Source organism: Streptomyces sp. NPDC057939 (assembly GCF_042887545.1).
In the GTDB taxonomy this organism is placed as follows: domain Bacteria; phylum Actinomycetota; class Actinomycetes; order Streptomycetales; family Streptomycetaceae; genus Streptomyces.
Map to the genome: position 1 here is coordinate 16,953 of NZ_JBHVPG010000032.1, position 26,263 is coordinate 43,215.

Annotated in this window: 15 protein-coding genes and 4 pseudogenes; 9 read left to right on the top strand and 10 right to left on the bottom strand. The window is 66.7% G+C overall.

All coding sequences use genetic code 11. The features are described from left to right. Nucleotides 1-132: 132 nt before the first annotated feature. The 3 genes from ACFVS6_RS28395 (at nt 133) to ACFVS6_RS28405 (ending at nt 2,729) form a co-directional block, all read left to right on the top strand. On the top strand, nt 133-588 hold the full coding sequence (locus ACFVS6_RS28395) for a lamin tail domain-containing protein (protein ID WP_389708161.1): 456 nt from the start codon (nt 133-135) through the stop codon (nt 586-588). Between the two features lie 618 nt (nt 589-1,206). Then, on the top strand, nt 1,207-2,184 hold the full coding sequence (locus tag ACFVS6_RS28400; RefSeq protein WP_389708163.1) for a NucA/NucB deoxyribonuclease domain-containing protein: 978 nt from the start codon (nt 1,207-1,209) through the stop codon (nt 2,182-2,184). Beyond that, a complete protein-coding gene (locus tag ACFVS6_RS28405; protein WP_389708165.1) occupies nt 2,181-2,729 on the top strand; it encodes a hypothetical protein in 549 nt (182 codons plus the stop codon). The genes ACFVS6_RS28400 and ACFVS6_RS28405 overlap by 4 nt, the downstream gene beginning before the upstream one ends. A 965-nt stretch (nt 2,730-3,694) precedes the next feature. Here ACFVS6_RS28405 and ACFVS6_RS28410 read toward each other — a convergent pair. From ACFVS6_RS28410 to ACFVS6_RS28420, 3 genes are all read right to left on the bottom strand, one after another. Next, nucleotides 3,695-4,219: a hypothetical protein gene (locus ACFVS6_RS28410; RefSeq protein ID WP_389708167.1), complete on the bottom strand. Its 525-nt coding sequence runs from the start codon at nt 4,217-4,219 to the stop codon at nt 3,695-3,697. 301 nt (nt 4,220-4,520) lie between these two features. After that, entirely contained in the window at nt 4,521-4,760 is a 240-nt protein-coding gene (locus tag ACFVS6_RS28415; RefSeq protein WP_389708169.1) for a hypothetical protein, read from the bottom strand. Between the two features lie 145 nt (nt 4,761-4,905). Continuing rightward, a complete protein-coding gene (locus tag ACFVS6_RS28420) occupies nt 4,906-5,589 on the bottom strand; it encodes an HNH endonuclease family protein (protein WP_389708263.1) in 684 nt (227 codons plus the stop codon). Between the two features lie 341 nt (nt 5,590-5,930). Between ACFVS6_RS28420 and ACFVS6_RS28425 the strand changes: the two genes are divergently transcribed. From ACFVS6_RS28425 to ACFVS6_RS28435, 3 genes and pseudogenes are all read left to right on the top strand, one after another. Next, nucleotides 5,931-6,299, top strand: a complete 369-nt coding sequence (locus ACFVS6_RS28425; RefSeq protein WP_389708170.1) for a hypothetical protein — start codon at nt 5,931-5,933, stop codon at nt 6,297-6,299. Between the two features lie 180 nt (nt 6,300-6,479). Beyond that, complete coding sequence (locus ACFVS6_RS28430; RefSeq protein WP_389708172.1) at nt 6,480-7,247, top strand: transposase; 768 nt, start codon at nt 6,480-6,482, stop codon at nt 7,245-7,247. A 546-nt stretch (nt 7,248-7,793) separates the two neighbouring features. Then, nucleotides 7,794-8,258, top strand: a pseudogene (locus tag ACFVS6_RS28435) (transposase); the annotation flags it as partial. 187 nt (nt 8,259-8,445) lie between these two features. Here ACFVS6_RS28435 and ACFVS6_RS28440 read toward each other — a convergent pair. The 3 genes and pseudogenes from ACFVS6_RS28440 to ACFVS6_RS28450 all read right to left on the bottom strand — a co-directional run bounded on the left by ACFVS6_RS28440 (nt 8,446) and on the right by ACFVS6_RS28450 (nt 17,504). Continuing rightward, nucleotides 8,446-9,158, bottom strand: a pseudogene (locus ACFVS6_RS28440) (helix-turn-helix domain-containing protein). Between the two features lie 279 nt (nt 9,159-9,437). Further along, nucleotides 9,438-9,809: a hypothetical protein gene (locus ACFVS6_RS28445; protein ID WP_389708174.1), complete on the bottom strand. Its 372-nt coding sequence runs from the start codon at nt 9,807-9,809 to the stop codon at nt 9,438-9,440. Between the two features lie 9 nt (nt 9,810-9,818). Beyond that, a complete protein-coding gene (locus ACFVS6_RS28450; RefSeq protein ID WP_389708176.1) occupies nt 9,819-17,504 on the bottom strand; it encodes a ricin-type beta-trefoil lectin domain protein in 7,686 nt (2,561 codons plus the stop codon). A 208-nt stretch (nt 17,505-17,712) separates the two neighbouring features. Between ACFVS6_RS28450 and ACFVS6_RS28455 the strand changes: the two genes are divergently transcribed. Beyond that, the gene (locus tag ACFVS6_RS28455) at nt 17,713-20,907 is read left to right on the top strand and encodes a DNRLRE domain-containing protein (RefSeq protein WP_389708178.1); all 3,195 of its coding nucleotides are present in this window, start codon (nt 17,713-17,715) and stop codon (nt 20,905-20,907) included. Between the two features lie 779 nt (nt 20,908-21,686). Here the strand turns inward: ACFVS6_RS28455 and ACFVS6_RS28460 are convergent. Beyond that, nucleotides 21,687-22,340, bottom strand: coding sequence for a hypothetical protein (locus tag ACFVS6_RS28460; RefSeq protein ID WP_389708180.1), 654 nt, complete (start codon nt 22,338-22,340; stop codon nt 21,687-21,689). 2 nt (nt 22,341-22,342) lie between these two features. Between ACFVS6_RS28460 and ACFVS6_RS28465 the strand changes: the two are divergent. Next, nucleotides 22,343-22,690, top strand: a pseudogene (locus ACFVS6_RS28465) (GNAT family N-acetyltransferase); the annotation flags it as partial. A gap of 289 nt (nt 22,691-22,979) precedes the next feature. Here the strand turns inward: ACFVS6_RS28465 and ACFVS6_RS28470 are convergent. Both ACFVS6_RS28470 and ACFVS6_RS28475 read right to left on the bottom strand, forming a co-directional pair. Next, on the bottom strand, nt 22,980-24,050 hold the full coding sequence (locus tag ACFVS6_RS28470) for a pentapeptide repeat-containing protein (protein WP_389708182.1): 1,071 nt from the start codon (nt 24,048-24,050) through the stop codon (nt 22,980-22,982). Nucleotides 24,051-24,181: 131 nt separating this feature from the next. Further along, nucleotides 24,182-24,558, bottom strand: a pseudogene (locus tag ACFVS6_RS28475) (transposase family protein); the annotation flags it as partial. A 149-nt stretch (nt 24,559-24,707) separates the two neighbouring features. Here ACFVS6_RS28475 and ACFVS6_RS28480 point away from each other — a divergent pair. Further along, a complete protein-coding gene (locus tag ACFVS6_RS28480) occupies nt 24,708-25,262 on the top strand; it encodes a hypothetical protein (protein ID WP_389708184.1) in 555 nt (184 codons plus the stop codon). Between the two features lie 164 nt (nt 25,263-25,426). Here the strand turns inward: ACFVS6_RS28480 and ACFVS6_RS28485 are convergent, their stop codons facing one another. Further along, nucleotides 25,427-25,597: a hypothetical protein gene (locus tag ACFVS6_RS28485; protein ID WP_389708186.1), complete on the bottom strand. Its 171-nt coding sequence runs from the start codon at nt 25,595-25,597 to the stop codon at nt 25,427-25,429. Nucleotides 25,598-26,263 lie beyond the last annotated feature (666 nt).

Below are 26,263 nucleotides of genomic sequence, written 5' to 3' on the forward strand. Positions count from 1 at the left end.
ACACCAAAGGGTGACGTTCTGTCACGGGCAGGCAACAGCGCACCCTCATGGGCTCCTCCAGCCCCTAGCGTCCCGGTCAAGCCCCGCCGCCCTGCTGTGACGGCTCGCCCCTGACCCTGAACGGACCCGCCGATGCTCATGCCCCGCGTCTCCCACGTCGCCGCCGTCGCCACCATCACCGCCGCGACCGCACTCCTGCTCCCCGGTCAGGCCGACGCCGCCGCAACGCTTCGCGTGGCGAAGATCTGGTACGACTCCCCCGGCAGCGACACCGGAACCAACACCTCCCTCAACGGCGAGTGGGTGCAGATCACCAACGGCACCCGCGCCGCCGTCCCCCTCAAGGGCTGGACCCTGACCGACGGCTCCCGCCACACCTACACCTTCCCCACGTTCACCCTCGGCGCCGGCAAGACCGTCACCATCAAAACCGGCAAGGGCACGAACACCACCACCACACTCCACCAACAGCGCGCCGCCTACGTCTGGAACAACGACAAGGACACCGCAACCCTGCGCCGCGCCAACAACACCACCCACCACACCTGCTCCTACAACTCCACCCGGCACGACTACAAAACCTGCTGACCAAGCCAGCCCGGCCGGCTCGGCCCAGGCCCGGCCCACCTCGGCTCGGAGGGCACGATCCGCACAGGATCGGGCAATGTCGCTCACACGAACGCGGGTGCGCATGCGCGCACCGCGACCTGGGCCGGTCGTGGGTGGCCAAGGGGCAACTCGGCACCGACGAGACGGAGGTCCAGAGGCTGCTCGGACTCACGAAGCTCTGCAGTCGCCCGGCAGGCCACGGCCGTGCGGGCACGATCACGGTTCCCGCCGGCCCGCCGGCCCGCCGGCCCGCCGGCCCGCCGGCCCGCCGGCCCGCCGCACCCTGGTATCAGAATGGTACGAAGTGCCCGGAACCGGAGCGCATTTGGTTCGGCCGGTGAAACCGCCACAACGCCCGTCTGCTTCATGGAGCTCATGGACCAGTCCACCCCTACGGTCCGGCAGCAATACGGCCACACCCGAAACACCCTGGACGGGGGAACGCTCCCCCCGTAGGTGTGTGGACAATCTCCCCGTCAATCCCCGTACGGGTGACTCCACGGCGCTGGTCCGTTGCCGACAGCTGGTCGTGCTGTATTTGGTTCACCACAGGAAAGTGGCAGAGCCGGGCCGGGGATTGGGCGAACGGAGTCATGGATGAGCTGGCGTGCGCGTTGGTCGGGCGTTGCTTGCGCGGTCTTGGCGGTGGCCCTGGCGCAGAACCTGCCGGCCCAGGCCGTGGACTTTCCCGCCGCCGGCTTGAGTATGGTGTTCGCTCGTTCGACGGCTGCTGTGGAGTGTGTGCCGGGTCCGAACCGCGGTAATCGGTTCGAGGCGTGCGTGCAGGAGCAGACCACTTTGTTCGTGTACCGGGACAAGAAGGTGGTCGGCAGTGCCGTCATGGACGTGACCCAGTCGTACAAGCTCAAGGCCAACAGCCGTGAGTTCACCGAGACGTTCACCCTCGACATCAAGGACGTCTCCGGGGAGGCTGCCGGCGCGAACCTCGTCCTGAAGGCGGCTTGCGGGGGAACGTGCGTCGCCACGGTGAAAGTCCCCGGGGCGGGTGTGGCCAAGGGCCGGCGCATGAGCGGCACTCTCACCTACAAGGACACGACGACCGGGCGGAACACCACCCGTACCACCTACACTCTCACCGGCACCAAACCAAGCTTTCCGCCCGCCACCGACAGATGGACGTCGCCCGACTATAGGTGCGACCAGGAGATCGGCAAGAGCGCCGGCTGCGTCTTCCCCTCCACCCTCCCCGTACTGACCACGATGGCCCAGCTGCCTGAAATCGCCGCGAACATCCGCCGTGTCCAGGACGGGGGCCCTCACCACTACGGTGACCGACGCCGCGGCAGCGCGTTGACCCGCACGACCGACACCGCGCTGGAGCGCGCCAACCGCAACGCGGCCTGCCCCACCTCCCGCACACGCCCCACGGGAAAGAGCTGCGACGAGTACCCCTTCGCGCGGACCAACCAGGGCGCCTCGAAGTCCGACCGCAAGGACTGGGGCTGGGCGTGGGTCCCCGTCTCCGAACAGAACCAGCAAGGCGGGTTCCTGTCGGCCTTCTACCAGGGGCAGCGTGTGCTGAACGGTGACGCGTTCTGGGTGGACGTCCCGTGACATCCCCTTCGGCGTCCGGCGCGGGAATCGTCACCGCCTCGGGTCTGGTCCAGGTGAGCTCCCACCAGTACTACCTGCGCGGCGACGACTTCGACCCGGTCGGCTTCACCTACACGAACTTCAACGGACTCCTCGCACCCCTCACACCCGGCGCGGGGATCAGCACCCCCGGATCCTTCGCCGTGATCATGACGGGCACCGAACTCGGACCCGTGCATCTCACCCTCGAACTGCACCCCGGCCCCCCGCCACCACCCAACCTTTCCACGTGGCAGGACATCGTCGAAGCCAGCTTCCACCTGCCCGGCGACGAGGCGTGGATCACCGACGGGAACGACAGCGACCCTCTCCCCTCCCTCTGCGCCTACGCCAATATCGACAGCAGGATCCGCGTCCACGCCCATGGCCGCGACCTCGGCAACGACATCCAGATCATCGAGGATGAAACAGCTGTCGAGCACCACCTCATCCAGATCTGGCCCGCCCCCGTCACCCCGCCCCACGCATGGCAACTCACCGACACCTACGGCACCACACTGCGCTGACCCAACCCACCAGCAGACTCGCCACAGCCACGGAACCGAGATACTGCTGTGAAGTCGGGGACCCAGTTCGTGCACGATGAAGGAGTTCGGGGGCGCCGACGGGCATCATCGCCGGTCATGCCGAGCGGCATGAGCAGCGAACACCGCCCCCGAAACTTTTCCGTCGGCCAGGACCACGCCGACCCAGCCCGCGTGGGACCTGCCGACTCCACCGCCGCATGCTCGCGGCGTCCCGCGAGCGGGGCGGCATCCCGCACCCGGTGGTGCGTGCTGCAAGTGACGGACACGGTGTGACCGGGGTGGCCGGTGAGGCGCACCGTCCAGGTCCGTCCCGGCACCTGCACTCCGGGCATCTGGGGCGGGTCGGGTCCCATCATCATCATCACCGACGTGATCTTGTTCCTTGACTGGAAGGGCGACGGGAAGGGACCTCAGAAGCTGCATTTGGCGCCATCCCCCTCTCTCCCTGGATCAGCCCATTGAGGCCTGCCGGCCGGGCGCGCCATACCCCAGGCCCGGCAGACGGCCGTCCCGGCCGACCTCATGGTCCCAGCGGGGCGGCCGAAACTGCCGCGCCGACGATGGCGCCAGGGGCGGGCGGACGCGGTCCCGTGGCCGGCCGACGCGGTCCGGGGGTCAGGCCACCTTCACGCGCAGGACGTACGGCTCCCCTGTCCTGACGGCCTGGGCCTGCTCGCGCAGGTCCGCGTCCGTGAAGCCGAGCAGCGCGTCGTCGGCGGCGCGGCACAGCAGCGGAAGGATCTCGGCGACACGCCGGCCGCGATGCGTTGCGGCGAGTTCGGCGAAGGCCTGCTGGTAGGGGGCGTGGTATGTGATCGATCTGTCGGCCGGCAGCCAAGATGCTGCTGGATCCGGCGTTTGCGCAGTTCATCGCGGTTGGGGTTGGAGTCGTAGCCCTTCGAGGGACCTGACCCTGCGGATCATGCCCGCCGGCGCGCTGCGGGTCAGGCGGCTCCGGGCGGCCACGGCGAGCGTTCCGCCTCGGCGGCCAGAACGTCGACCAGGTGGCGCAGAGCGTGCAGCGCGGGATCATCCGCGCTCACATGGCGCAGCACGGTGATCGCGTCGCCGTCCAGGAGCCGGCCCAGGCGGCCGATCCGCACGCTGTTGCCGGCCTCGCGCAGGGCGGTACGGATCGCGGGCTCGGTCCACGGCATCCGCGCCAGGCCCGCGGTGAACTCCAGCTCGTCAGCCGAAGGATTCCAATGGCTGCGCTCGTACGCGGTGTTCAGGCGGGCGACGTCGCGCTCCAGCCGTCGCCAGGCAAGATCGGCCGGGCCGAGTCCGGGTCGCCTTCGACCGGGTCGACGTAACCGGCAGGGCGCGCACAGCGTCAACTCGTCCGGCCCGGGGTGAGGTGCCGACTCGACGGACGTCCTGTCGGAGTCGGAGCACAGCCGGCAGGCCGCTGCGGGCGCGGCCGGTCGTAGGGGCCGGACGTTGCCGGTGCGGGGATTGTTGTCGCTCACCCGTGCCCAACGACGGACACCGCGCACTGTGACGCGGCAAGACCGGCTACGAGCGCGATCTCAGGCGGTCGCGGTCCGGTGCCACCAGGTCCCGGGGGCGGGACACGGCCCCCGACATCCCGCACGGAGGGGGATGCCAGGGGCCGAGGGCGGTCCGGTCGTACTCCAGAGCGCTCTGGGTACCGGTCCTGACCCACGCCCCATGCCGGCGCGGACTGGGCATGACCCTAACGATCACCACCCCCGCTCCGCAGGACTCTGCGGACATCTGCCACCGCGGGCGTCGCACTTCCGCCAGGCCCTAACCGGCCGAGGACCGGCCATCGCCGTGTGCGAGCCGGTCTGCCGGCACGGGCACGCCGGCCGCCCGTGCGCACCGGTCCCCGAACTGCTGGGCGTACTCCTCGTTCGAGAGGATCAGCAGTTCACCGCCGCTGTCCGGGTCGGGACCGGCGGCCTGTGCCACCGGAGTCGCCAGCAGGACGGACAGGCAGGCAGCCGCGAGCGCGCCAACCACACGGCGGAAGGGTGGAGCAGTCATCAGGAACTCCTTCGTCGGTGCGCCCGCCGGGAAATTGCCGGGCGGGTGCGGCAGGAAACGGATGGCGGGTACGGGCGCCGGGGCCCGGCATCGCCCAGCCTCGAGCGAAGGCCCGCCCGCCCGGGAGGCCCGGCGCGATGTGCGACTACGGGGCCGGGGTGAACTCCACGTCCGTGCCACCACAGCCGGCCGCGATGTCCAGCAGCCGGTCCCGCTCCAGCTCATCCACCGCCAGACCCCAGCGCAGCTTCGTCGCGGTCCATTCGGCGCCGTACCGGCAGAGCACCTCGTCCGAGCCCGACGGCGGCAGCCACTCCGCCGGATCCTGGTCGGACTTGCTGCGGTTCGATCGGGCCGTCACCGCGACCAGTGAGGCCGGCTGTCCCTGGTCGTTCGCGTACGCCTCCCGGCGGGCCGCGGTCCACGAACCGGCGCCCGAATCCCACGCCTCGGCCAGCGGCACCATGTGGTCGATGTCCAACGCGCCTGCCGACGTCACCTCCCGATCGTCGTAGTACGACCACCACACCCCGCCCGTCAACGTGCAGCCCGGCCCGACCTGCGGGTACTCGATCGCCTCGGCCAACAAAACCTCCTGCCGGGTGTTGCAGCCATCCGACGGCAGAGTGCCGGAGTTCCAATGCTTGAAGCTGGTGCGCTGGTAGCCGGTCCGGTCCTCGACCGCGAGCGGAAGCGCCGAAACGGCCACCCCCATCGGCAAGACCTGCGGCACCGCGGCAGGCACCGCTTCGGCGGCCTGGGCACTGGTGGCAGGCAGGGACAGGGCGAGGACCGCGGCGGCAGCAGTCGCAACCCACTTCATGATCATCATGGGGTGGTTGTACCGGCCCACGCCACATCAGCAACAGTCCAGCGCTACGGGGTTCACCCTGCCGGGGCACCGGGTTCACCGCCGAAACGCCACTGCACGCCCCGCCGGGCGACCGGTCAAAGAATGGAGGCGCGTCCCTATGTGTTGGACCACTCTCAGCGTGTTCATGAAGCGGGGCGACGACAACATTCCCGTTGCACACGGAATGTAACTGTGTCCGGGACCGGGCCCTCTCTTCGTGCACGACGACACCGTGGACACGAACATTCCATGCGGCCGTCGTTCGTTCAGAAGGGCTCGACATGGGGCCGTGCCGACGGGGTCGGTACCCTGCGAACATGGATCACCCCGCCCGGCAGTACTACAACCCGCAAATCACAGAGAACGAAGAGCGCGTCCTGCTGCGGAGGAACTACCTGCTCAACCAAACAGGTCAAGCGGCGCTGGGACTCATCGGGCCACACCTTCGCGGCATCGCGGTAGAGCCTCGACCGGACACGATCGTCCTCCACTTCGCCATCACCGCACGCACTGCCGAGGTGGAAGAAGACCTCGACGACATCATCTTCGAGCTCGAAGTGTTCCTCAGCGGCGGACCCGAACAACGTTCCGCGATCACAGCCGAGGTTCATGTCGGTCGGACAGACACTACGTGGCCCGGGCGCCGCCACGCTCTGCTCTACGTCGCGAAGCCGGAAGCCGGGTAGCCGAGGCCCAGGGGTTCTGACGAGCCCTCGCCCAAGGCCAACGGCGCCATGAACGACATGAACCCTTGGCATTTGGGCAGGCCGACGGCACTTCGTCCGACGCGGTGACGCCGGCCCGCTCCGTAAACGCGTCCTAAGGCTTGTCCCGTAACTGCTGGTCACAGGTGAGATGATCTTGGTGTGGCTGGTGTGATCACGGCGTTGGAGCCGTCCTGGATAGCCCCGTTCACCGGGCTGAGCCCGCGCTGCTTCGGGAAGCTGGTGACCGTGCTGCGGCGCGAGGGTGCGGACGCGGTCCGCAAGGGTCGGCCGTGGAGCCTTCCGCTGGAGGACCGTGCTCTGCTGGTGGCGGCCTACTGGCGCACGAACTTGACGATACGACAGCTTGCCCCGCTGTTCGGGGTCTCGAAGTCGGCTGCGGACCGCATCATCGACCACCTCGGGCCGATGCTCGCCCTGCAGCCCCGCAAGCGGTTCGCCAAGGACACCGTGCTGATCGTGGACGGCACCCTGGTGCCCACCCGCGACCACACCATCGCCGCGCAGTCGAAGAACTACCGATACTCCACGAACCACCAGATCGTCATCGACGCCGACACCCGCCTGGTCGTCGTGGTCGGCCGGCCGCTTGCCGGAAACCGCAACGACTGCAAGGCCTGGGAAGAATCCGGCGCCAAAGCCGCCGTCGGCAGAACACTCACGATCGCCGACGGCGGCTACCCCGGCACCGGACTCGTCATGCCACACCGCCGACGCAGAGGCGAAGAACTGCCCAACTGGAAGCAGGCGCACAACAAGTCCCACAAGCAGGTCCGCGCCCGCGTCGAGCACGTCTTCGCCCGCATGAAGACCTGGAAGATCCTCCGCGACTGCCGCCTCAAAGGAGACGGAGTCCACCACGCCATGCTCGGCATCGCCCGCCTGCACAACCTCACCCTCACCGGATAGGCCAGCGGATCACACCGCGACCGCCCCTGCCCCGGGCGACTCAAAGATCATTTACGGGACAAGCCTTAGCGGACGGGCTTGGCCGAGCCCGGATTGGCCTCGGGCGCCCCGGGGCCCGCCGGGGACTGCCCGAAGCCAGGGGCCAGCAGAAGCCCGAGGAGCGTGGCCACGGCAGCCCCCGAGGCGATCGACGCCACCAGGTCCCCGCGGCCGCCGGCCCCTTGACTGCCCGCCGTGTACTTGAAGACCGAGATGCCGACGGCGAAGGCGCAGGACCGCCAGCGGCGCGATCTGAATGGTCACGAAGTCCTCCAAGCTGTGTCCGCCGTCGAACGGCGGTGACTCGTCCGCGTACGCAGACCTCAGCTCTTCGTTGGAGAAACTCGGGGTTGGACAGCAAAAGGGCCCGATTCATTACGAATCGAACCTCGTTACAGGTGTCCCGAGGCCCAGCCAGGAAGAGCCGGGCGCGTAGGCGCTCAGCACGTTCTTGGTCGGCAGGTCCTCAGACTCTTCGCCCAGCTGGGCGGATACCGTTGCGGGACAGTATGGTCCACGAAGACCGGTGCCACCTCCACCGATGTGGACCGCTCCTGGCAGGCATTCCTCCGCCGCTTCGATCTGGAGCACACATTCCGCTTCGCGAAGCAGACCCTGGGCTGGACCACCCCGAAACTCCGTACTCCCGAGGCCGCAGATCGCTGGACCTGGATTCTGATCGTCGCCCACACTCAGCTCCGGCTCGCCCGGCCCCTCGCCACGGACCTCCGCCGGCCCTGGGAGAAACCCGCCGCACCGGACCGACTCACCCCGGCCCGGGTCCGCCGAGGATTCAGGAACATCCGCCCGCACCTCGCCTGCCCGACCCGTGTTCCCAAACCCCGAGGCGCCAGCCCCGGACGGCCACCCGGCGCCAAGAACAAGCACCGGGCACCCCGCTACGACGTCGGCAAAACCGTCAAACGCCCCGAGACCCTCAAGGCCATCGGCAAACCCGGAAGATCTTGGTAGATAAAGAACAAGCTAAGCTACCCAGACACGATGTTGTATATGACATAAGCAAGAGTGTAGGACGTATACATCGGTTGATTCAATCAGAACCCTCAAGGCTGGCTTCAGGTCGAACTCGACCGACATGGATGCGGGTGCATCCGGGCCTATCCAGTGCTGTGACCGCCAACGGTCGCCGGTTGAGGTGTCAAGCCGCTACTGGAAGTGGTCCGCCGCCCCAGCGGCTGCCCTTTTCGCTGCGGATGCGGGCGCGTTCACGTCGTTGGGCAGTGAGGATGTCGGGGTGGCGGGCGTTCTTGTTGCGCCGGCAGAGGTAGGCGTGCAGGGCCCTGGTCTGAGCGGTGCGGTTGGGGTGTTGGGAGTTGGTCAGGGTGAAACTGTCGCAACGGTCCGAAGTGGGCCTCGATGGGGTTGGCCGGGAGCTGGTCGGGGCGGCCGCGTTGGGCCCAGCAGGGGCCGACGGTGGGGCTGATGCCGAACGGTCCGAACTCATCGAACGCGAAGGTGTGGTCGGGCCGCTCACTGATCGCGTACTCGATGCGTGCGAGCTTGGCATCAAAGTCCGGATCCGGGGACTCCTTCCAGGTCTTCGTGCGCTGGACGGAGATCCCGCGGCGAGCCAGTAAGCACCATAGGGCCTCACAACCGATCCGCACGGGCCGGACGATGTTGCGCCGCAGGTGCTCGGCGAGCTTGCGGATCGACCAGCGGGTGAAGGGCTTGCCCAGTGTGGCGGGGCGGGCGGTGGCCGTCGCCACGACGAAGTCCTCGTCGTCACGGTCGAGCAGGCGGGGACGGCCTCCCGCCCAACGAGGGTCCAAGCATGCGAGCCCGATCTCGTCGAAGCGGTGGATCAACGTCGCGGACCGTGTCCTCGTCCGCCTGGACCAAGCGTGCGATGACCGGGTGCGGTGGTCTTGGAGTTGCGGCGGTTCACCAACGCCGCGCACTCCCCACCCCCGTGAGTACTACTCAGAAGGGAACTTCTCCGTGGATCAGCACTTGCCGCAGCGCAACCGTCTGCTGACGTCGTCCAGGCCCGCCCCTCAGCCCGACCAACGACGGCCCTGACGACCCGCCCGCGACAGCAGGCGTCCGCTGACATTGCCGTCACCGTTGCCGTCAAACAGTGCAGAAGCCCCACCAAGAAGTTTCCTCGGTGGGGCTTCTGATATTTCGTCAACCACGCGTCTTTAGATACTTCGCGATGATGAGGGTTGCTCCATGAGCACCATTCCTTGCGGACAGAAATGAATCCAATTCCTCGAACAACACTTGAAGTGCTTTCACATCGTCAACACCTGAGAGTTCCATCTCAGCCCCCGAGCTTCTGGCTGTCACTTTCGCGATCTTCAGGACCAGGAAAGGCCACGCCAGATTCGCTTCGGCGTCCACCTTAAGGGCAAGCCATTCGCGAAATCCAATGAGCAGGCCCCAGGAGTTCCCAGCATCGCATCCGTTGATGAACGCCACGGTTTCCCGAAAGGAGCCACTCAGTCCATAACTGCCCGGACGCCTCATGACGTCGGCAAACAACTGTCGGTACTCCATGATCCTCACTCAATCCAGGGGGTCGAATCTCAGGTACTCACCGTACTCGAAGCGGCCTCTGTAGACATCGATGGGTTCACCATATCTATCCGTCCAGCCGTCATACACCCGTCCGTCTCTGATCACCACGTCGTGATGAGCCCACCGTGTGTCTTCACCTCGATATTTGCCGAGTGTTGGCGCACCGTAGGAGTCAGTGATCCTGTGGCGCGTGCCGCCAATTTGGCTCTGGATCTGCCTCGCGACGTCCTCACAGCCCGTGCTACCACAAATGGTCGAAGTCTTTGCCGGCTTCCAGGCCTCGCCAAGGTCGCCACACTTCCCATTGCTGTTGTGAACCAGGACCGGGGTCTGCCCCGCGAGCACATAGTACGTGTGGAGGTCTGCGACGGTGAGGTCGTAGGTCTCGTTGACCGCTTGGTAGGTACGGACCTTAGCGATGGCCACAATGGCACCAGTGTCGGTGCGGAGGGTCATGCCAGGCTGGAGTTCTGCTGCATCGAGCCACATCTGAGACGATTCCGACCAGAACGGGTGGTGGCCCGTGGTGGTGATCGCTTCAGCCCCACTGACAGTGTCGACAATGACGTCGACGTACGTCTTGTCATCCTCGGTGAAGATGGTGGCAGTGACCGTCTTCTTTGCGGTCTCCCCGGTTTCAGGATCCGTGGCGATTATTTCGTCGCCGGCCCGTACTTCCTCGATCAGCTTCGTGGTTCCATCAGACATCAAGACATGAGTACCGGCGACAAAGCTGTTTAGCGGGTTGCATCTTGTCAGCGTCTTACCGGCTGCGCTGATTGTAGCTTTTGCTGCCAGCCTGCCAGCCCCTGCGGTGGCAAGCGTGATTGCCACGTCTACGGCAGCCATGCCGCAATCCTTATTCCACCCTATATCCTTACTGCACTCGTAAACATTCCGGATTCCGAGAGCTTCCATCCAGTCGCCACTCGGGCTACGGATCCCCATATCCAGGGTCCCGTCGCAAAACTCTTGATTCTCCGTGTAGGAACTCTGGCAGATAGCATCCGCCCAGAGGCCCACATTTTCCTCGTAGGTATTCGACGGCTTGTACCGCCCGGCACTTATCCTATTCAGGTCATCTTGATCCGGCACGTACCGGTCGACCAGGAAGAGCTGCACCGTGCCGCCGGGGGAATTATTCTGCGATTTTCCCCCCTTGTCTCCTCTGCCACCTTTACCACTACTCCCGCTTCCGCCTTTGTTGCCACTACTTCCACTATTAGAGTTCCCACCGCCATTACCTCGACTGCGTCCGCTATTGCTCTCATAGCTGTGGTTTCTGGCGAGAGTGGCGCCTGAATCGGTGCGCTCGGTAATGTCTGCTGTGTTCGATTGGGTAATCGTTCCCCTAGGGCCGCAATTGTAGAGAACGCCACATTCTTCGCTTTTCAGACCGCTCGGGTCTGTGTTCACGATGGGGTTTCCGCTGGCGTAGGTGTAGCCGTTCATCTGGAGTGGGTCTGTGATGTCGATGATGGGGTCGACAGAGATGAAGCGGCCGGTTGTCGGCTCGTATTCGCGGGCGCCTACGTGGGTAAGGCCGGTATTGGTGTCGTCGACACCTGAGCCGAGGTAGCTGCGGTTGCCGGGCCAGTTGCCGGGCTGAGTGCCGCGGGGGTTGCCGTAGGGGTCGGTTTTGCGCCGGGTGATCGTCTGACCAGTGTTCTGGTCGATGGTCGTGGTGGCGGTGCCGTGGTGGTCTGCGAGTTGAACGCTGAGTTGGTGGTTGGTGCTTTTGCCGTCAGTGCGGCGGATGGTGGTGGCGCCGGGGCCGCTGTAGTAGCGGATGGCGTCGAGGGCTTGCCCTGCCTTGTTGACGGTGATTTCGGTGTCGCCGAGGTAGAGGGTGCGGCTGCTCCCGGTTTCCTCGATGAGGCGGTTGCCCGATGTGTCGTAGAGGTAGGTGGTGGTGTGGTCGAAGGAGAACTGCTGGGGCCCGGTGCTGTTGCAGGACCACAGCTGGAGGTCAGTGCTGTCTGCGGCGTTGTTGGGAACGTCGACGCACTGGTTGGTCGCCGGGTTGTTGAGGGACTTGTCGCCGGCGCGGTAGACGAACTTCTGCTTGTCGCTGCCGTCGCAGGTGGCGAGGACCAGCTTCGTGCCGTTGGTGGTGAGGCACTTGTCGAGGGCGCGGACGGTGTTGTCGGTGAGGCGCCAGTGCTGGGCTCTGGACTCGTTGCAGGGGTAGATCTGTACGGGTGTGCCGTCGGTGTTGTTGCCGTATCTGACGTCGACGCACTTGCCGGATGCCCCTGTGAGGGAGACGGCTCCGATGCCGGGGCTGGTTGCGGAAGTGAGCTTGCCTCGGCGGTCCCAGTTCAGGGTCTGGGTGTCGCCATCGATGCGTCGGCTGGTGGTGTTGCCCGCCGTGTCGTATTCGTAGGTGGACAGCGAGTTGACGCTTGAGCCGGGCTTGCGGGTGGTCTTCTCCGTTTTTGTCAGCGCGTGGGGTTTGGTCTTGACGGGCGGCTGTGTGCCGTTGCCGGCGATGGTGACGCCGTAGGTGTAGGTGGTTTCGTCGTCGAACGTGCTGTTGGTCAGGTCGCGGTTGATGAGCTTGGTGCGGTTACCGATGGAGTCGAACTGGTATTCCTGCCAGAATCCGTCGCCGTCCGGGCCCGCGGTTACGTCGTTGATGCTGGGGCCGTTGCATGCAGCGGTTTTGCCGGTCCAGGCCTTGGTCAGCTGGCCGACGGTGTCGTAGGCGTAGCACTGGCGGTCGACGCGGTCGCCGGGTTGGGTGTCGGTGACCGAGGTGATGTTGCCTGCGGGGTCGTAGGCATATGACACGTCGCTGATGCGGTTCGGGCCGGTCTCACGGTCGCTGACTTGGTTGATGACTTGCCCGGTGTGCGGGTTGTAGTTGTTCGTGGTCCACACCCGATTCGGGGCATTGCCCGAGGCGGTGCGGAGAATGTCGCCGAAGGGACTGTATTTGACGTCGGCGGTGTACCAGTTCAGGCCGGAGACGGTCTGGGGCATGCCATCGGCGTTGTAGCGGGTGACAAGTTTCTCGGCGGCCAGGCCACCGGGGGTGGCGGGGAGGGTCGTGGACTGGACTTTGCCGGTCGGGGTGTAGGTGGTGGAGTACGCATAGGTGCCGGCGAGGCCCTTCGTCGCGGGGACGTCGGGGATCGTGATCTTTGATCCGGTGGGCCGGTACTCGGTGTCGTAGCCCGTGATCTCGCTCTTGTAGGCCGCGCCGCCCTCGTACCGGGTGGAGGAAACGGGAAGGCCCTTGGCATTCGGAAGTGAGTCGTAGGTCCATGCGGCCACCAAGGGGCCGTTGACGCTGTTGTCACGCAGCTCGATCGTGCGGCCGAGACGGTCGAAAACGCTGTGCTGGGTGCGTCCGCTGGAGTCCTTGGCCCAGATCTGCTGGTCAAGGCTGTTGTAGCCGAACTCGGAGCGTCCGCTGTCGGGGTCCTCGGCCACTGTCTTGCGGCCGCGGGCGTCGTAAGCGTAGGTCCACTTGTTGGCGGCGGCGTCGGTAACGGTCGTCAGCTGGTTGCGGACGTCATACGCGTATGTGGTCCGGTTCCAGGTGGTCAGATCGGTTGCCGTGGAGTGCTCCACGGCGCTGGTCCGTCCCATCGGGTCGGTCCACGTCCTTACCGCGCTGCTGCCCTTGAGAGGTGTCGTGCCGTCGACGGACATGGACGAGCGGGCGAGCGTGAAGTCACCTCCATACTGGATGGTGGAGGACTTCTGAGGTACGTCCGCATGCAGGGTGGTGGCGCGGATGGCTCGCCCGAGACCGTCGTAGGCGGTCTTGGTGGAGTTGGGTACCTGGAAGACGCTCTCTGGGACGAAGACCTTCTTTCCCGGTGTGCCCTCGGCGTAGTAGCCGTTGTTGGTCTGCCTGACTGTCCCGTTCGCGCTGTAGAAGGTGTCGGTGACCAGTCGGCCACCGCCCAAGGCCTTTCCCTGGGTCTGGCGCGGGCGCAGCAGGCCGTCGTAGATGGCTACGGTCTGGTTGTAGGTGCCGTCGTCCTGGAGGGTGCTGCTGGTGACGGCGGGAGGCTCGTGCTCCGCGATCTGGTAGTTAAAGGTGACTGCGGCCTTGTCCGTGGCCTGGTTGCGTGAGGGGGTCCAGACGCCTGTGGTGCGTCCGAGTGCGTCGTAGGCCGTGCTTGTCTTGCGGCCGTTGGGGTCTACGGTTTCCAGGACGCTCGCTCGGCCCGGGTCGGACTTGGCCATGGAGACCTGGCCGAGCGTGTTGGTGATGGTCGTGGCGAAGACGGCCCCGGTTGCTGGGCTGTAGCTCGTCGCGGTGGCGTTGCCGGCCGCGTCGTAATTTTTGGTGGGGCGGCCCAGGGCGTCGTATTCGGTGCGCACCTGTGTGACCCAGCCCATTCCTGCGGCGTCGAGGTTCTCGCCTTGGACTGGGAGCCCCTTCTCCGGCGTTGCGCCGAAGGAGTTCAGAGTGTCGTATGCGGCGCGTGTGTCGGACAGGACCTGTCCTGTCGCGGTCTGGGTGCAGTCGCCTGCTGTGGTGCGCGTGCGCTGGGTGAGTCCGATCAGGTGCTTGACGGTGTTGTGGACGTATGTGGTTGTGACGCATTGCTGGTTCGAGGCGGTCCACCCCGTGCCGTTCGGTGTCAGCACCTCGCCCTGGGCGGTCTGGGGCAAGCCGTAGACGGTGTCGAAGGTGTGCCGGGTGCGCACCTTGTGGGTGCGGCCGCCGCTGACGGTCTGGATGGCCTCGGTACGGGCGGTACCCGTGCGGAAGGCTTCCAGAGGGGTGGTGCCGTCTCTTGGGCGGGAGGCGGTTTTCTGCAGCCACGGCCAGTTCAGGACCCGCGAGTAGACATCGCCACCGGCCTTGGTGTAGGTGATGGTCTCTGCCGACTGTCCCTGCAGTTGGAGGAGGTCCTCGCCCAGCTCCTCGGTTCCGGTGGAGTCCTTGATGATGATCTTCGGTCGGCCGGCGTCACCGGACATGCCGCGGAAGTAGTGCGTGCGGGTCTGGGACTCCTCGGTGGCGTCCGGCCTGCCCGCGTTCGCGGTCACACCCTTTCTCACCACCACGGACGCGTAGCCACGCCACTGGTTGTAGGTGCGCAGTTCGGGCTTGGAGAACTCGTCGGTGTCCTTGGCCCAGGCGGCGTTGCCCTCGTAGGTGTACGTGGTGGTGAGGTCCGCCTGGCGTGCGACGCGGTCCCTCTCGGTGACCTTGTCGACGACGTACTTGTTGAACCATTCCAGCGGCGGCTTCTCCAGATCCCCGTCCGGGGACCAGTGGACGGGGAAGCAGCGGGTCGTGTTCTCCTCGGGCTTGGGGTGGCTGGTGCCGACGGCGCAGGGGGAGGAGTAGTCGACCGCTATCTCGCCACCGTATTCGGTGCGGATGGTCTCCACCCGGAGTCGGTCGAAGTCGGGAGTGGCATCGTTGGGTCCGGCTGCCACCCGGTTGGGCATGTCCTGCACGTTGGCGATGAAGGACACCGGGGGGAGAGAGATGCTCTGCTGGTTGCCGGCCTGGTCCTTGGCGGTGCTGAAGCCTGTGTGGGTGATGGACTCCAGCCACAGCGGCGGGTGGGTGTCGGTGCGCTGCCTGGGAAAGGACTGGGCGAGGGTCCAGCGGTCCACGAGGGAGAGGGCGGTGGAACCTTCGGTGCGCTGGCTGTGTGTGGTGACCGCGGTCAGGCGCTTACGGGACCAGAAGGACGGCCCGGAGACGAAGCACTCTTTGGCGCTCGCCTTGCAGTGCAGTGTGGAGGGAGTGTCCCACCAGGGCTGCTTGTCCCCGTAGTTGTTTCCCTCGAACTCGGCGTCCGAGCACGCGGTGACGCCCTCCTTGATGCAGCGCTCGGCGACGGTGAACTCGACCTTGCCTGCGGGAGCGCCGTTGAGGTTGTCGCTTCGCAGACCGTAGGTGATCTGTGTGGGGTATCCGTCGCGGGTGTAGGAGACGGCTTCCTTGTACTTGGCGTTCTTGGCGTAGCGGTTGGTTTCGCGGGCCCAGTCGATGATCATGGCGTTGCCGTGGACGTCCTCGACGTAGTCGAGGTTCCATCGCCAGGCCTGGTCACAGGCCGAGGTCGCGTATGAGGTCTGGTAGCAGGGTTCGCCCGGGTGGTTGCCGAATACGGGGACCGAGAGGACCGAGTTCGTGACTGGGCGGGTGCCCGAGGCGTCGACGTCGTGGCGGCCGAAGAAGTAGCGGGTGCCGTCGCGTGTGGTGACAACCCAGTACTCGCCGTCCTTGGCCCCGTTGGCCACCGTGGCGTCCGTCTTCCGCTCGACGCGGGAACCGTCGTCGGAGACCGGAATCCACTGGCCCGTGGTGGCATCTTGAATGAGCTCGGAGGTCGATCCTCCGAGTGACATCACCATGCTGTCGCCGACCCAGCACAGGTCGTTCTTCTTCTTGTCCGTGGCGTTGTCGTTGTTCGGCTTGGCCGGATTCGCCTTCAGGTCATCCGAGCAGGCGCGGTAGCGACGTTCGACGAAGCCGGGCTCGTAGCCCCAGCCGTCACCGATCCAGGACGCCTGTCCGTTGGTGACCGATGTCCTGCCGTCCACGGCCTGCGAGGAGTACCCGAAAGCGATCTGCGGTGACGGTCCGGCGGGCGGAGTGGGCACCGCCAGGGGGTAGGACCAGGAGAACCCACCGCCGCTACCGCCCGCGGTCCAGGAACCGGTGGCGGAAAGAGACGTGGCCGTGTACGTGCCGCCCGCCCCGGAACCGCCGTCGGAGGCCGCAAGCACCATCGGGCCGCCACCGCCGACTGCCATCGTCCGCATTCCCTGACCGGGTGAGGTGGCCGGGTCGACGGTGGCACGGACGGTTCCGGTGGACGGGTCGTTGCTGCTCGGTACCTCCTTCGAGACCGAGCACTCGGGCAGGTCCGGGCGGGTGAGGAAGCACTCCGGGAGCTGCTTGAGCTCCAGGCGTGTGGCCCACTCGGTGCCGTAGAGGTCCTTGAACTTGCTGTAGTCGAGCTGCACGTCGACGGGCGTGACCCCGTCAGCGGGCGGGGTGACCTTGATGAGGGCGCCGTCGATATTGACGGCTTCGGATGCGGTGCGTGCCTCGACCGCCACCGACCAGGTGCCCGACGGCGCCGGCGGTGCCGGGTTCTCCTCTGTCGGCGACGCCTTGCCGATACTCACAGGCAGGGCACCGGCCTGGACAAGCTGGTCGCCCGAGAGCACGACGCTCGCGGATCCCGCAGGCGGGGGTGTGACCTTGGACGGTTCGTACTCGGCCGGCGGATTCACGGGCGCGCCCGCCCAGCCCTCGAGCTTGGCGGCTTCGACCTTGTCGAGCTTGGCCCTGATGTCCTGCTGCAAGCCTGGCAGTTGGACACCGTCGCGGCTGCCCGGGGGCGCGGCCCAGGCCTCGATCGGAAGGAGTGTTACGGCCAGCAACACCGACATGGTGATGCCGGTGTGCCCGGCGAGACGCGCGCGTTTGGTGCGCTGTCTCCTGTTTCCGGGCAGGCGGAAATTGCGCGCCGAGAACGGCGACATCTGGACCCCCCACGCTCTGCCCACGGGCCCAAGGCACACGTGTGGCAGGAAACTGACAAATAGCCAGCTGATTCTGCGGCCTGCGAAGCCCGAAATCCATAACTCGATATCCGGTGTGGGCTTTATCACTTTACCCGTGGAATACTTCCCGTTAATCCGGACAAAATGTGGCGCATTGGTGTTGAGGTTCACCTGTTCTGGGGCCGACCATGTCCGTTCGATGGTTCATGCTCAACTCGCGCGACCCGTACGTGAAACGGGTGGGGAGCGGACCTTTCACCTTTCGGCCAGGGGCCGGAATTGTTTTCTGAGTGCCGAGGGTGGCCGAGTGCTGCCCGAGGGGGGAGAAGAAAGACCCATGCCTGTCGGAGAATCCGTGGACGAGAGTCCGCCAACACCCGTGACGGAAAACGAAGTTCCCGTCCCGATCCGTCGCTGGTATCGGCGCCGCCGGATGATGGGTGCCATCGCGGTCCTGCTCGCCGCCACCGTCGCCGTCCCCGTCGTCCTCCTGCAGAGCGACAGCGATCCGGCTCCGGACCGAGCCGCCGAGCAAGCCGCGGGCGGCCCGGTCGCGGCTCCCGGGGCCAAGAAACTGGCGCGTGAGAGCGGGAAGGACGTCGAGGTCACCACCGAGGCAAGCGCGCACACCACCACCTGGGCGCAGCCCGATGGTGCGTTCAAGGTGCGGGTCTCGAGTTCGGCGGTGCGCGCCAAGGTGGGTAACGGGTGGAAGCCTGTCGACACCACGTTGGAGCGCGTGGAAGGTGGTTTCGCTCCCAAGGCGGTGAACGGGCGTGTGGTGTTCAGCGCGGGTTCCGTGCCCCAGGCTGGTGGTGATAGTCGTGCCTCGCGTGGCGTCTCCCGTGTCGCGTTGACGCGTCCCGCGGTCGCGAAGACGGACACGCCCGGCCCGGCGTGGACGCAGTTGGTCCGCCTGAACACGAATGGGCATGATCTGTCAGTGTCCTGGCCGGGGCCGCTTCCCGTGCCGGTGATTTCCGGGTCCCGTGCCCTGTACGAGAACGTCCGTCCCGGGATCGATTTGGTGATGACCGCTCAGGACGGCGGGTACACCCACGTCCTGGTCGTCAAGGACAAGCAGGCCGCCGCCGACCCTCTGCTCGGGCGGCTCGACTACCAGCTTTCTTCACCCGACCTGACCTTCCATCTTGATGGGGTGTCCCAGTCGGTGAGCATCCGCGACAGCGCGGGTGTGGAGGTCGCGGGGTCACCGTCGCCCTACATGTGGGACTCGGCTGGAAAGGTCGCCGTCACCGAGGGCGAGGAGCGGGCGAAGCCCGCGCCCGAGGCGAAGGATCATCCGACTCTGGCCCTGGCCGGGCTCAACGGTGCGGAGGGTGCGCACGGGCGGATGGCCGGCGCGGCCCTTTCCCCTGAGAACGTTCTTTCCATCAAGCCGGACACCCGTCTCCTCCAGGACGCGGACACCGTCTACCCCGTGTTCATCGACCCCTCCATCAAGGGGCACAAGCAGGACTGGACCGCCTTCTACAAGACGGAGGGCAACTCCAGCTTCTGGAACGGGATGAACTACAACAGCGGAAGCGGGACTCCTGAGGCCCGCGTCGGATACGAGTCGACGACCGGTGGCACCTCACGTGCCGCGTTCATCTTCGAGATCCCGGGTGTCACCCATGGCGCGCAGATCCGCTCCGCGACGCTCCAGGCGCTGCAGACCTACTCCTGGGGCTGCACTCCGAAGCCCTTCGACGTCTACCACACGCCGATGATCTACACCTGGAGCAACTGGAACAACACGAACAACGGCACGTTCTGGGGCAAGAGGATCGGCGGCGCGACCACCGGTCACGGGTACAACAGCTCCTGCCCCGACGCCGATGTTCGCATCGACATCACACCGACCGTCACCGAGAGCGCCAACGGCCGATACCAGAACCTCACCCTGGGCCTGCGCTCCCCGAACGAGAGCGACCCGAACTACTGGAAAAAGTTCATGGTCAACAGCGACCGCGCCCCGTACATCGACATCATCTACACCCGGGTGCCCAACACTCCCGTCAAGGCCGACATGTCCACCACACCCGGCGGCGAGTGCACGACACAGGCACCGATCGTAAAGATCGGCAAGACGGACGTGATCTTCAACGCCAAGGCGTCCGACGGTGACGGCAATCTGCGGCAACTGAACTTCCGTGTCTGGTCGTCGAGTGGTTCCACCGTCGACGTGTTCGACGACACCAACGACGGCTTCGGCGAGGTGACGGTGGAATGGGAGAAGTTCACCCCCGGCGTCACCTACTACTGGCTGGCCCAAGCCGTCGACTGGGACGGTCAATGGTCGGGCAGCGGCCCGCTGGACTCGGGCGGCGGCGGATGGTGCACCTTCACTGTCGACCACACCCAGCCCACCGCCCCGACGATCCGTTCCGAGGACTTTCCCGCCCCCGGCCCCGACGGCGCCGAATGGAGCAAGAACACCCTCGGCCCCGGCAAGATCACGGTCATCGCGGGCGGCACGAACCCGGCGGACATCCGCGAGTTCCAGTGGTCGCTCAACCACCCCATCTACGACCAGAAGGCCGTCCCCGCCGCGGGCCAGGACACCGTCACCGTGGATGTGAACCCCGACAACGCCGGACCGAACCTGTTCTACGTTCGGATCGTCAACAAGGCCGGAAACACCTCCAACCCCTTCACCTACACCTTCTACGTCCGCCCTCGTCCGGGTCTCGACGGACGCGGTGACGTGACGGGTGATCAGAAGGCCGACCTGCTGGCTGTCGATGGAGCCGGTGACCTGCGGGTCTATCCGGCCGACGCCATCGGCGACGTCGACGCCTGGATGCCCGCCGCCACCGACAACGGCAAGCCCGCACCGGCCGGGTACTGGAAGGACACAAGCGGCAAGAGCGCCCTCGTCGGGCACTCCAGCGACTGGTTCCCCGGCGACGGCATCACCGACCTCATCGCCCGCATGCCCGACGGCAAGCTGTACGTCTACCAGGGCGACGGCAACGGCCGCTTCGACATCAGCCGCCGCACCGAAATCCTCCTGCCCGCGAACGCACCCAACCCGGCCACCCTCACCCAGATCGTCGTCGTCCCCGACATGAACGGTGACAACGCCGAGGACATCTTCGCCACCGCCGGCGACACCCTGTGGATCCTCACCGGCTACACCGGCGCCTCCATCACCGAAGCCCGCCAACTCTCCGCCACCAGCTGGACCAAACGCGACATCATCGACGTCCGCAACGTCGATGCCGACGGAGTACCCGACCTCCTCTTCCGCGACGACGCCGACCCCAACCGCGGCCTGGCCCTGCGCCGCGGCAAGCCCGGCACCAACGGCGGAGCCGACATCAACTCCCTCGCCCTTGCCGTCAACTCCGCCGACGGCAAGGACCTCCCCTACGGCACCACCGGCTGGGACAGCACCACCTGGCCCCTCCTGCGCGGCACACCCGACGTCAACAACGACGGCATCCCCGACATGTACCTCACCAAGAACGACGGCACCCTCCACCTCTACCACGGTGCCCGCGACAAAATCGGCGGAGGATGGCGCGTCGAAGAGGACGACTGGAACACCTTCCGCACCCTCGGCTGACCAACCACTCCCACATTCAGGACCAACACACGTCGGCGCCAGCCCAGGATCCCCTCCTGGCCGGGCGCCGACCCATTTCAAGGGCGAGCTGCGACCGGCCCATCAACCGCCGCACTCATGGCGCCAACGCTTACCACACACCGGTAACCTGGCTGAACCCGCAGCCGTGCCCACCGGCGTCTTCAACCTCATGGAAGCCCTACCCGCGAGCGTCGAACGAGCAGCAAGCCCGCAGGCCACCGGCGGCAAGGCCACCACCTCCGGTAGAACCACCAGCCCGAAGAATCCGGCTGCGGCGAAGAAGCGAATCCACTCTGCACCCAGGACGGAGGACCTGGACGATCTGTACAAGGCCGACCTCTACAAAAGGCCGGCCGTCGCCCACCTCCCAGGCTGCTCGAACATGACCCGCGACGAACTGCTGAGGGCCCGACCCCGGAGCCCTTGCCTGCCCGCCGTGCGGCCGGTGTCCCCCCGCATCCCCGCGCGGCCCCAATTGGAGAGCTGTGCACATGCTCACCGATCCCCCATCAGAAGGTGCAGCAATGTCACCACGATGCCGACCCATGAGAGCGGCGCCAAGTGCCGCGGGCTCGAAAGCCGTATAGACCGCGCCTCCGCCAGCGAGTAGAAGCAGCACCGTCCGCTGACCTCTCTGACGGTTCATGAGCAAGAGCCCCATTCCGCGTCTGCCTGGCCAGGTGCGTTCCTGGTCGGGCCTCTTCGACCGACCAGCGCATCGGCGAGATCGTCCTCGGCCGCCGCGGCGTGACCAGCAGCTACCAAAGCAGCGCCCTCCCTACGCCCTCCGGGACTTGTAGGCGCGCCAGCCGGCTCGCACGCGGCTTTCCAGGGAGCGGGCGCCGGGGGCTCGGGCGGCCTGCTCGAAGGCGTCGGCCGCCCGCTGGACGCGGTCGCGGACGACTGCCGGGACCGTGGGCGGCGGCGACCGCCAGGAGGTCGCCGAGGGCCGCGACGTCGCCGGCGCCTTCGTCCTGCCCGGCGCGGCCCAGGAGTTCGGACGCTTCCCGGATGCGGTGCTCGGCGAGCGCCCAGTCGGCATCGGCGACGAGGGGCTCGTAGCGTTCCCGGACCCGGGGCAGCGACAGGTCGTAGGCGAGGGTGGATCCGGCGAACCAGACGGGCCGGCTGCCACGGTCGGCGCGGTCCCCGGGCAGCGCGACCGCATACCCGAGCAGCGTCCCGTCATCGTCCCGGCGTTCACGCACCCGGACTCCGGCGTCGCGGAGCCGGTCGAGGAAGTCGGTGTCGCCGTGGGCGAGCGCGGCCGCGCCGCGGACGGTGTGCTGCAGGGACTCCCGGGCGGCCTTCTCGGCCTCGCCGGTGACGGGGCGGCGGCGCGGCGTGCGGTCCAGAGGAGACATCGGGGTCAGGCCCCAACGGGCTTCGAAGACGCGGGCGGCCGTGTGCATGCCTGGCGGTATGCCCTGCAACGGACATCCCTGTGGCGAAGGGCGGCGTTGACTACCAGGTCAAGGAGGGCGTCGGCACCTTGTGGCAGTTGGCAGTGCACCCCGCATTGCAGTCGTATGGGATCGGCACGTTCCTCGTCGAAGCCGCAGAACTGCGGATCAGGAACCCCGGCCTGCGGCAGGCCCAGCTGGCTGTGGAGGAAAGCAACCCCCGGGCGCGTGCGTTATACGAACGACTGGGCTATGTCGAGTACGACCGCCAGCCGGACTCGTGGCACGAACAAGCCCCTGATGGATCGTTGCGCCGCTACGAAACGATGTGCACGTTGATGCGGAAGGAACTCTCGTAGCCTCCGCCATGGCCGCAACCCTCCAAGGTCGTCAGCCATGGCGGAGGCTACCTCCTCGCATCCGGCCAGAGCGGCGGGTCGCGGATTGGCTCATCCGCATCCAGTTGGCCCTGCCCGTGCGCGACCCGGCACGGGCGTACCACGTCGACCCCACCTGGACCGCGTGGGAGCGCTTACCCGACGACGAGAGCGCGCGGGATTACCTGCGGACAACGCGTATCTCGATGCTGTCCCAACGGTCGTGAGACAGCCCGCCACCGAAGTCCGAAGATCTATCACGGGACAGCCCTTACTGCATGTCCACCGGGTACTTGCAGTGGGCATGGCGGGATTGCTCGGTAAAAGGCTGCGAATCCACGACTGTGCCGTCCGGAGTGGTAGGAGCCGGGAGTGGCCAGTCCCGGCAGGGCAGGGAATTGGCCGGGGGGACGCCCGTCGAGTTGACGAACCTCGCACCGTTCAGTTTCGCACCGCGCAGGTCTGACCCGGTGAAATTCACGTTCTCGAACGTCGTGTCACACAACTCGGTGTTGCGTAGGTCGGCACCCGACAGGTCGACATCTTTCAGGGTCGCGCCGCGCATGCGCGCGCCGGACAGGTTCGCCGTGTCGCCCAGTTTCACCTCAAGCAGGTTGACGAGGTCGAGCTTGGCTCCCTCTAGGTTGGAGCCCAGGAGGGTCGTGTCCGTGAAGAAGAGACAGGTGAGGTTTGCGGATCCGAGGAAGGACTTGTCGAGATCCACTCTCGCGATGCGGGCAAAGCGCAGGTCAGCCTGGTTTAGGTTGACGGGGCCCAGGTGTAGGAGTTCAGGCTTGGCTCCCCCCTTGGTCAGCTGGTCCTGCGTCTCGTCGACGCGGTACGCAGTCAGCCTCAAGTTGCGGAGATCCGTGTAGGTCAGATCGACCTGTGCCCTGCCATCCTTGCCTTGCGGGCGGGTCGCCATGACGCTCACCACCGCAGAGATGTCCGGTCGCAGTTCCGGGATCCGCCCAGACAGCTTTGTGAAGGTTCCCGTCATGGGCACTGCACTGTTTTCCCGAGCGTAGGCAGTGAGGACAGCGATAACTCCTGGCTGATCCTTCTCTGAGTCGTGCATGATGCGGTCGAAGGCATAGATACCCCCGATCGCAACGTCCCTCTTTCCTGTTCCCAGGTTCTTCGTCGCCTCATTGAATCGGGTGGTGTATTGCCCTTCCTCGGCAAGCGTGAGCTGTTTCCCGGCCTGCTGGACGGTTGCCAGGGTGGCTCCGACGCCGATCAGTGCGGCAAGACCAGGCGCGGCAGCGAACCAGGCCAGCCACCTCGCCGACCTTTCGGGGCGCTCGGGGCGCTCGGGGCGATCACCTCGTCTCAGAGCCATGAGGCACAGAGTGGCAGGCGACGGCCAGAAATCCTGCCTTCACGCGCACGGGCTCCGTGTCCGCCGTGAATATCACCCCGCAGCACGACATGCGACGTCGCCAGATCGGCGAGCTCGTGGAGCCGCACGGGGTAGTTCTTCGACTGCTCCCCCACCAAGTGGTCGCGGGTGGGAATCAGCGTGCCGTCCACGCTGAGCACGGCGCCCTCGTCGAACCGCTTGCGAGGCTGGAGCGCGAGCTTCGGCCCCATATGGTCCATGATGCGGTCCGCCGCCGACTTCGAGACGCCGAAGAGAGGAGCGAGCTGCCGCATCGTCAAGTTCGTGCGCCAGTAGGCAGCCACCAGCGGGGCTCGGTCCTCCAACGGCTGGCTCCACGGCCACCGGCCTCTGCGGCACGCCGCAACACCGTCACCAGCTTGCCGAAGTTGCGCGGGCTCAGCCCGGTGAACAGGGCTATCCAAGACGGCTCCGACGCCGTGATCACACCCGCCCCCGGCAAGATCATTCCACTGCTTCCCGCCCGCCCTACTCGAACTCGATGCGGCAGCGCGCGACCTGCCCGGCCACCTGCTCCATGAACCAGTGCATGATCTCGTAGGGAATGACGTGTTCATCATGGCTGTGGATGTGGATGGTTGGTGCCATGGAGCAGCGATGCAGGAAGTTTTGAAGACCACGCGGCGCGTGCGGCCCCTGGCCCTTTGGGCCGTCCCGTTGGCGCTGGGCCTGACCGCGATCGCGGCGCCGGCCCTCGCCGCCCCGGGTACGGGGACCGGTGGGGCGAGTACGGCGCAGGCGTCCGAGGGGCCGTACGAGTCGCGTGGCGACGACGGGCCGCGGCGGCCTCAGGGCGCGAAGGGGCCCAAGGGTGATCGTGGTCCCGCCGGGCCCGCCGGTCCGGCCGGGCCGTGCGTCGACGGCGCGGTCGTAGCCGGTGTCGCTCCCGGTAGCGAGTACAGTGCCGCCCTGACCCGGGGGAAGGCCTTCGTCGGCTACCGGCCCAGTCTCACCGGCGCCTACATCTGGCGTGACCTGACGCTGCCCGTCACGCCCGGGTACCCGCGCAACTCCTGCAGCGTCGGCATCAAGCTCAACGGCGAACGCATCCACGTCAAGGTCCTCACCACCAGCGGCGACCTCTACGAAACCTCCTGCACCGCCCCCGCGCTCTCCTGCACCCTCGGCTGGACCGCCGTCATCAAGCCCTGACCCGCGCAGATCCTCAACCCACGGCCCCAGGGGGCGGCAACCGCCGGCCGCATCAACGGCCGCGATGGAGCGCCGCCCCCGAGGCCCTGCGGTCGGCCGAGAACGGAGCGCTCCAGGACTCATGGGCGCGCTCGCCCACTCCATTCACCTTCGACCGAGTGGATTCAGGCGTACGGGCTCCACCGGCCGAAGCGGGCCATCAATCGGATGGCGGTCTTCTCGTCCAGGCCGAGCGCGACCGCGGCCTGGGCGCTGGTCAGATCGGCTCGGGTGTCACGGGCAGCCCAGTACCCGACCCTCTCGGCGACGACCTCCAACCGGCGGGCCGCGCGCACCGCGGCCCGCCGGGGACGTCCTGGTCAGCTTCTCGATCTCCTCCTCCAGCCGCTCCAAGAGCACGGTCACCGAATCCGGCAGCGGAATGGCGCTCGCCTCGACGCGAGCGGTGTGCCCGTCCCAGTCCCGCTCACAGGCATCCGCCTGCTCATCTCCCGCCTCCGCCGGCATCTCGCCCGCGATCGACGCCCGATCGAGAGGGTGCTCCGGACCCGTCCAGCCACAGGAACACACCGCGCGCAGTACGGCGGCCCGGGGAATGTGCGGGGAGCGGCCGACGTAGACGCTCCACCGCGTAACCGACTGGCCGGCCGAACCCGAGGCGGAATCGAAATACGCGGGGGCCGGGACGGTTCCATCGGCCAGAAGCACACCGACCCGGCCCTCGTGCGAGGTTCCGAACTCCTCCGTCGTCCAACTGTCCTGATCGACCACGACACCCTCCCCCTCACCTGCCCGCCGAGCGGATTCCGGTCGGACCCGCCCCGCCTCCGACCATGCCGCAGCTTCACCCCTGTGCGGGACCGGATCCGCCGACGGGCGACCCAACTCCCGCAACTGTTGGCTTCGCTTCCCGTGATTGCAGCGCCGCCGGCCTTGCACAGGCCGATGGACGCGCGGCCGGCATGCGTATGAAAATGTCCCGTCGCCTTCAGTGAGGAAGG

Coding starts and splice junctions, on each gene's coding strand:
- ACFVS6_RS28395 (WP_389708161.1), top strand. CDS start 133: ATGCTCATGCCCCGCGTCTCCCACGTCGCCGCCGTCGCCACCATCACC.
- ACFVS6_RS28400 (WP_389708163.1), top strand. CDS start 1,207: ATGAGCTGGCGTGCGCGTTGGTCGGGCGTTGCTTGCGCGGTCTTGGCG.
- ACFVS6_RS28415 (WP_389708169.1), bottom strand. CDS start 4,760: ATGACTGCTCCACCCTTCCGCCGTGTGGTTGGCGCGCTCGCGGCTGCC.
- ACFVS6_RS28420 (WP_389708263.1), bottom strand. CDS start 5,589: ATGATCATGAAGTGGGTTGCGACTGCTGCCGCCGCGGTCCTCGCCCTG.
- ACFVS6_RS28425 (WP_389708170.1), top strand. CDS start 5,931: ATGGATCACCCCGCCCGGCAGTACTACAACCCGCAAATCACAGAGAAC.
- ACFVS6_RS28445 (WP_389708174.1), bottom strand. CDS start 9,809: ATGGAGTACCGACAGTTGTTTGCCGACGTCATGAGGCGTCCGGGCAGT.
- ACFVS6_RS28460 (WP_389708180.1), bottom strand. CDS start 22,340: ATGCACACGGCCGCCCGCGTCTTCGAAGCCCGTTGGGGCCTGACCCCG.
- ACFVS6_RS28470 (WP_389708182.1), bottom strand. CDS start 24,050: ATGGCTCTGAGACGAGGTGATCGCCCCGAGCGCCCCGAGCGCCCCGAA.
- ACFVS6_RS28480 (WP_389708184.1), top strand. CDS start 24,708: ATGCAGGAAGTTTTGAAGACCACGCGGCGCGTGCGGCCCCTGGCCCTT.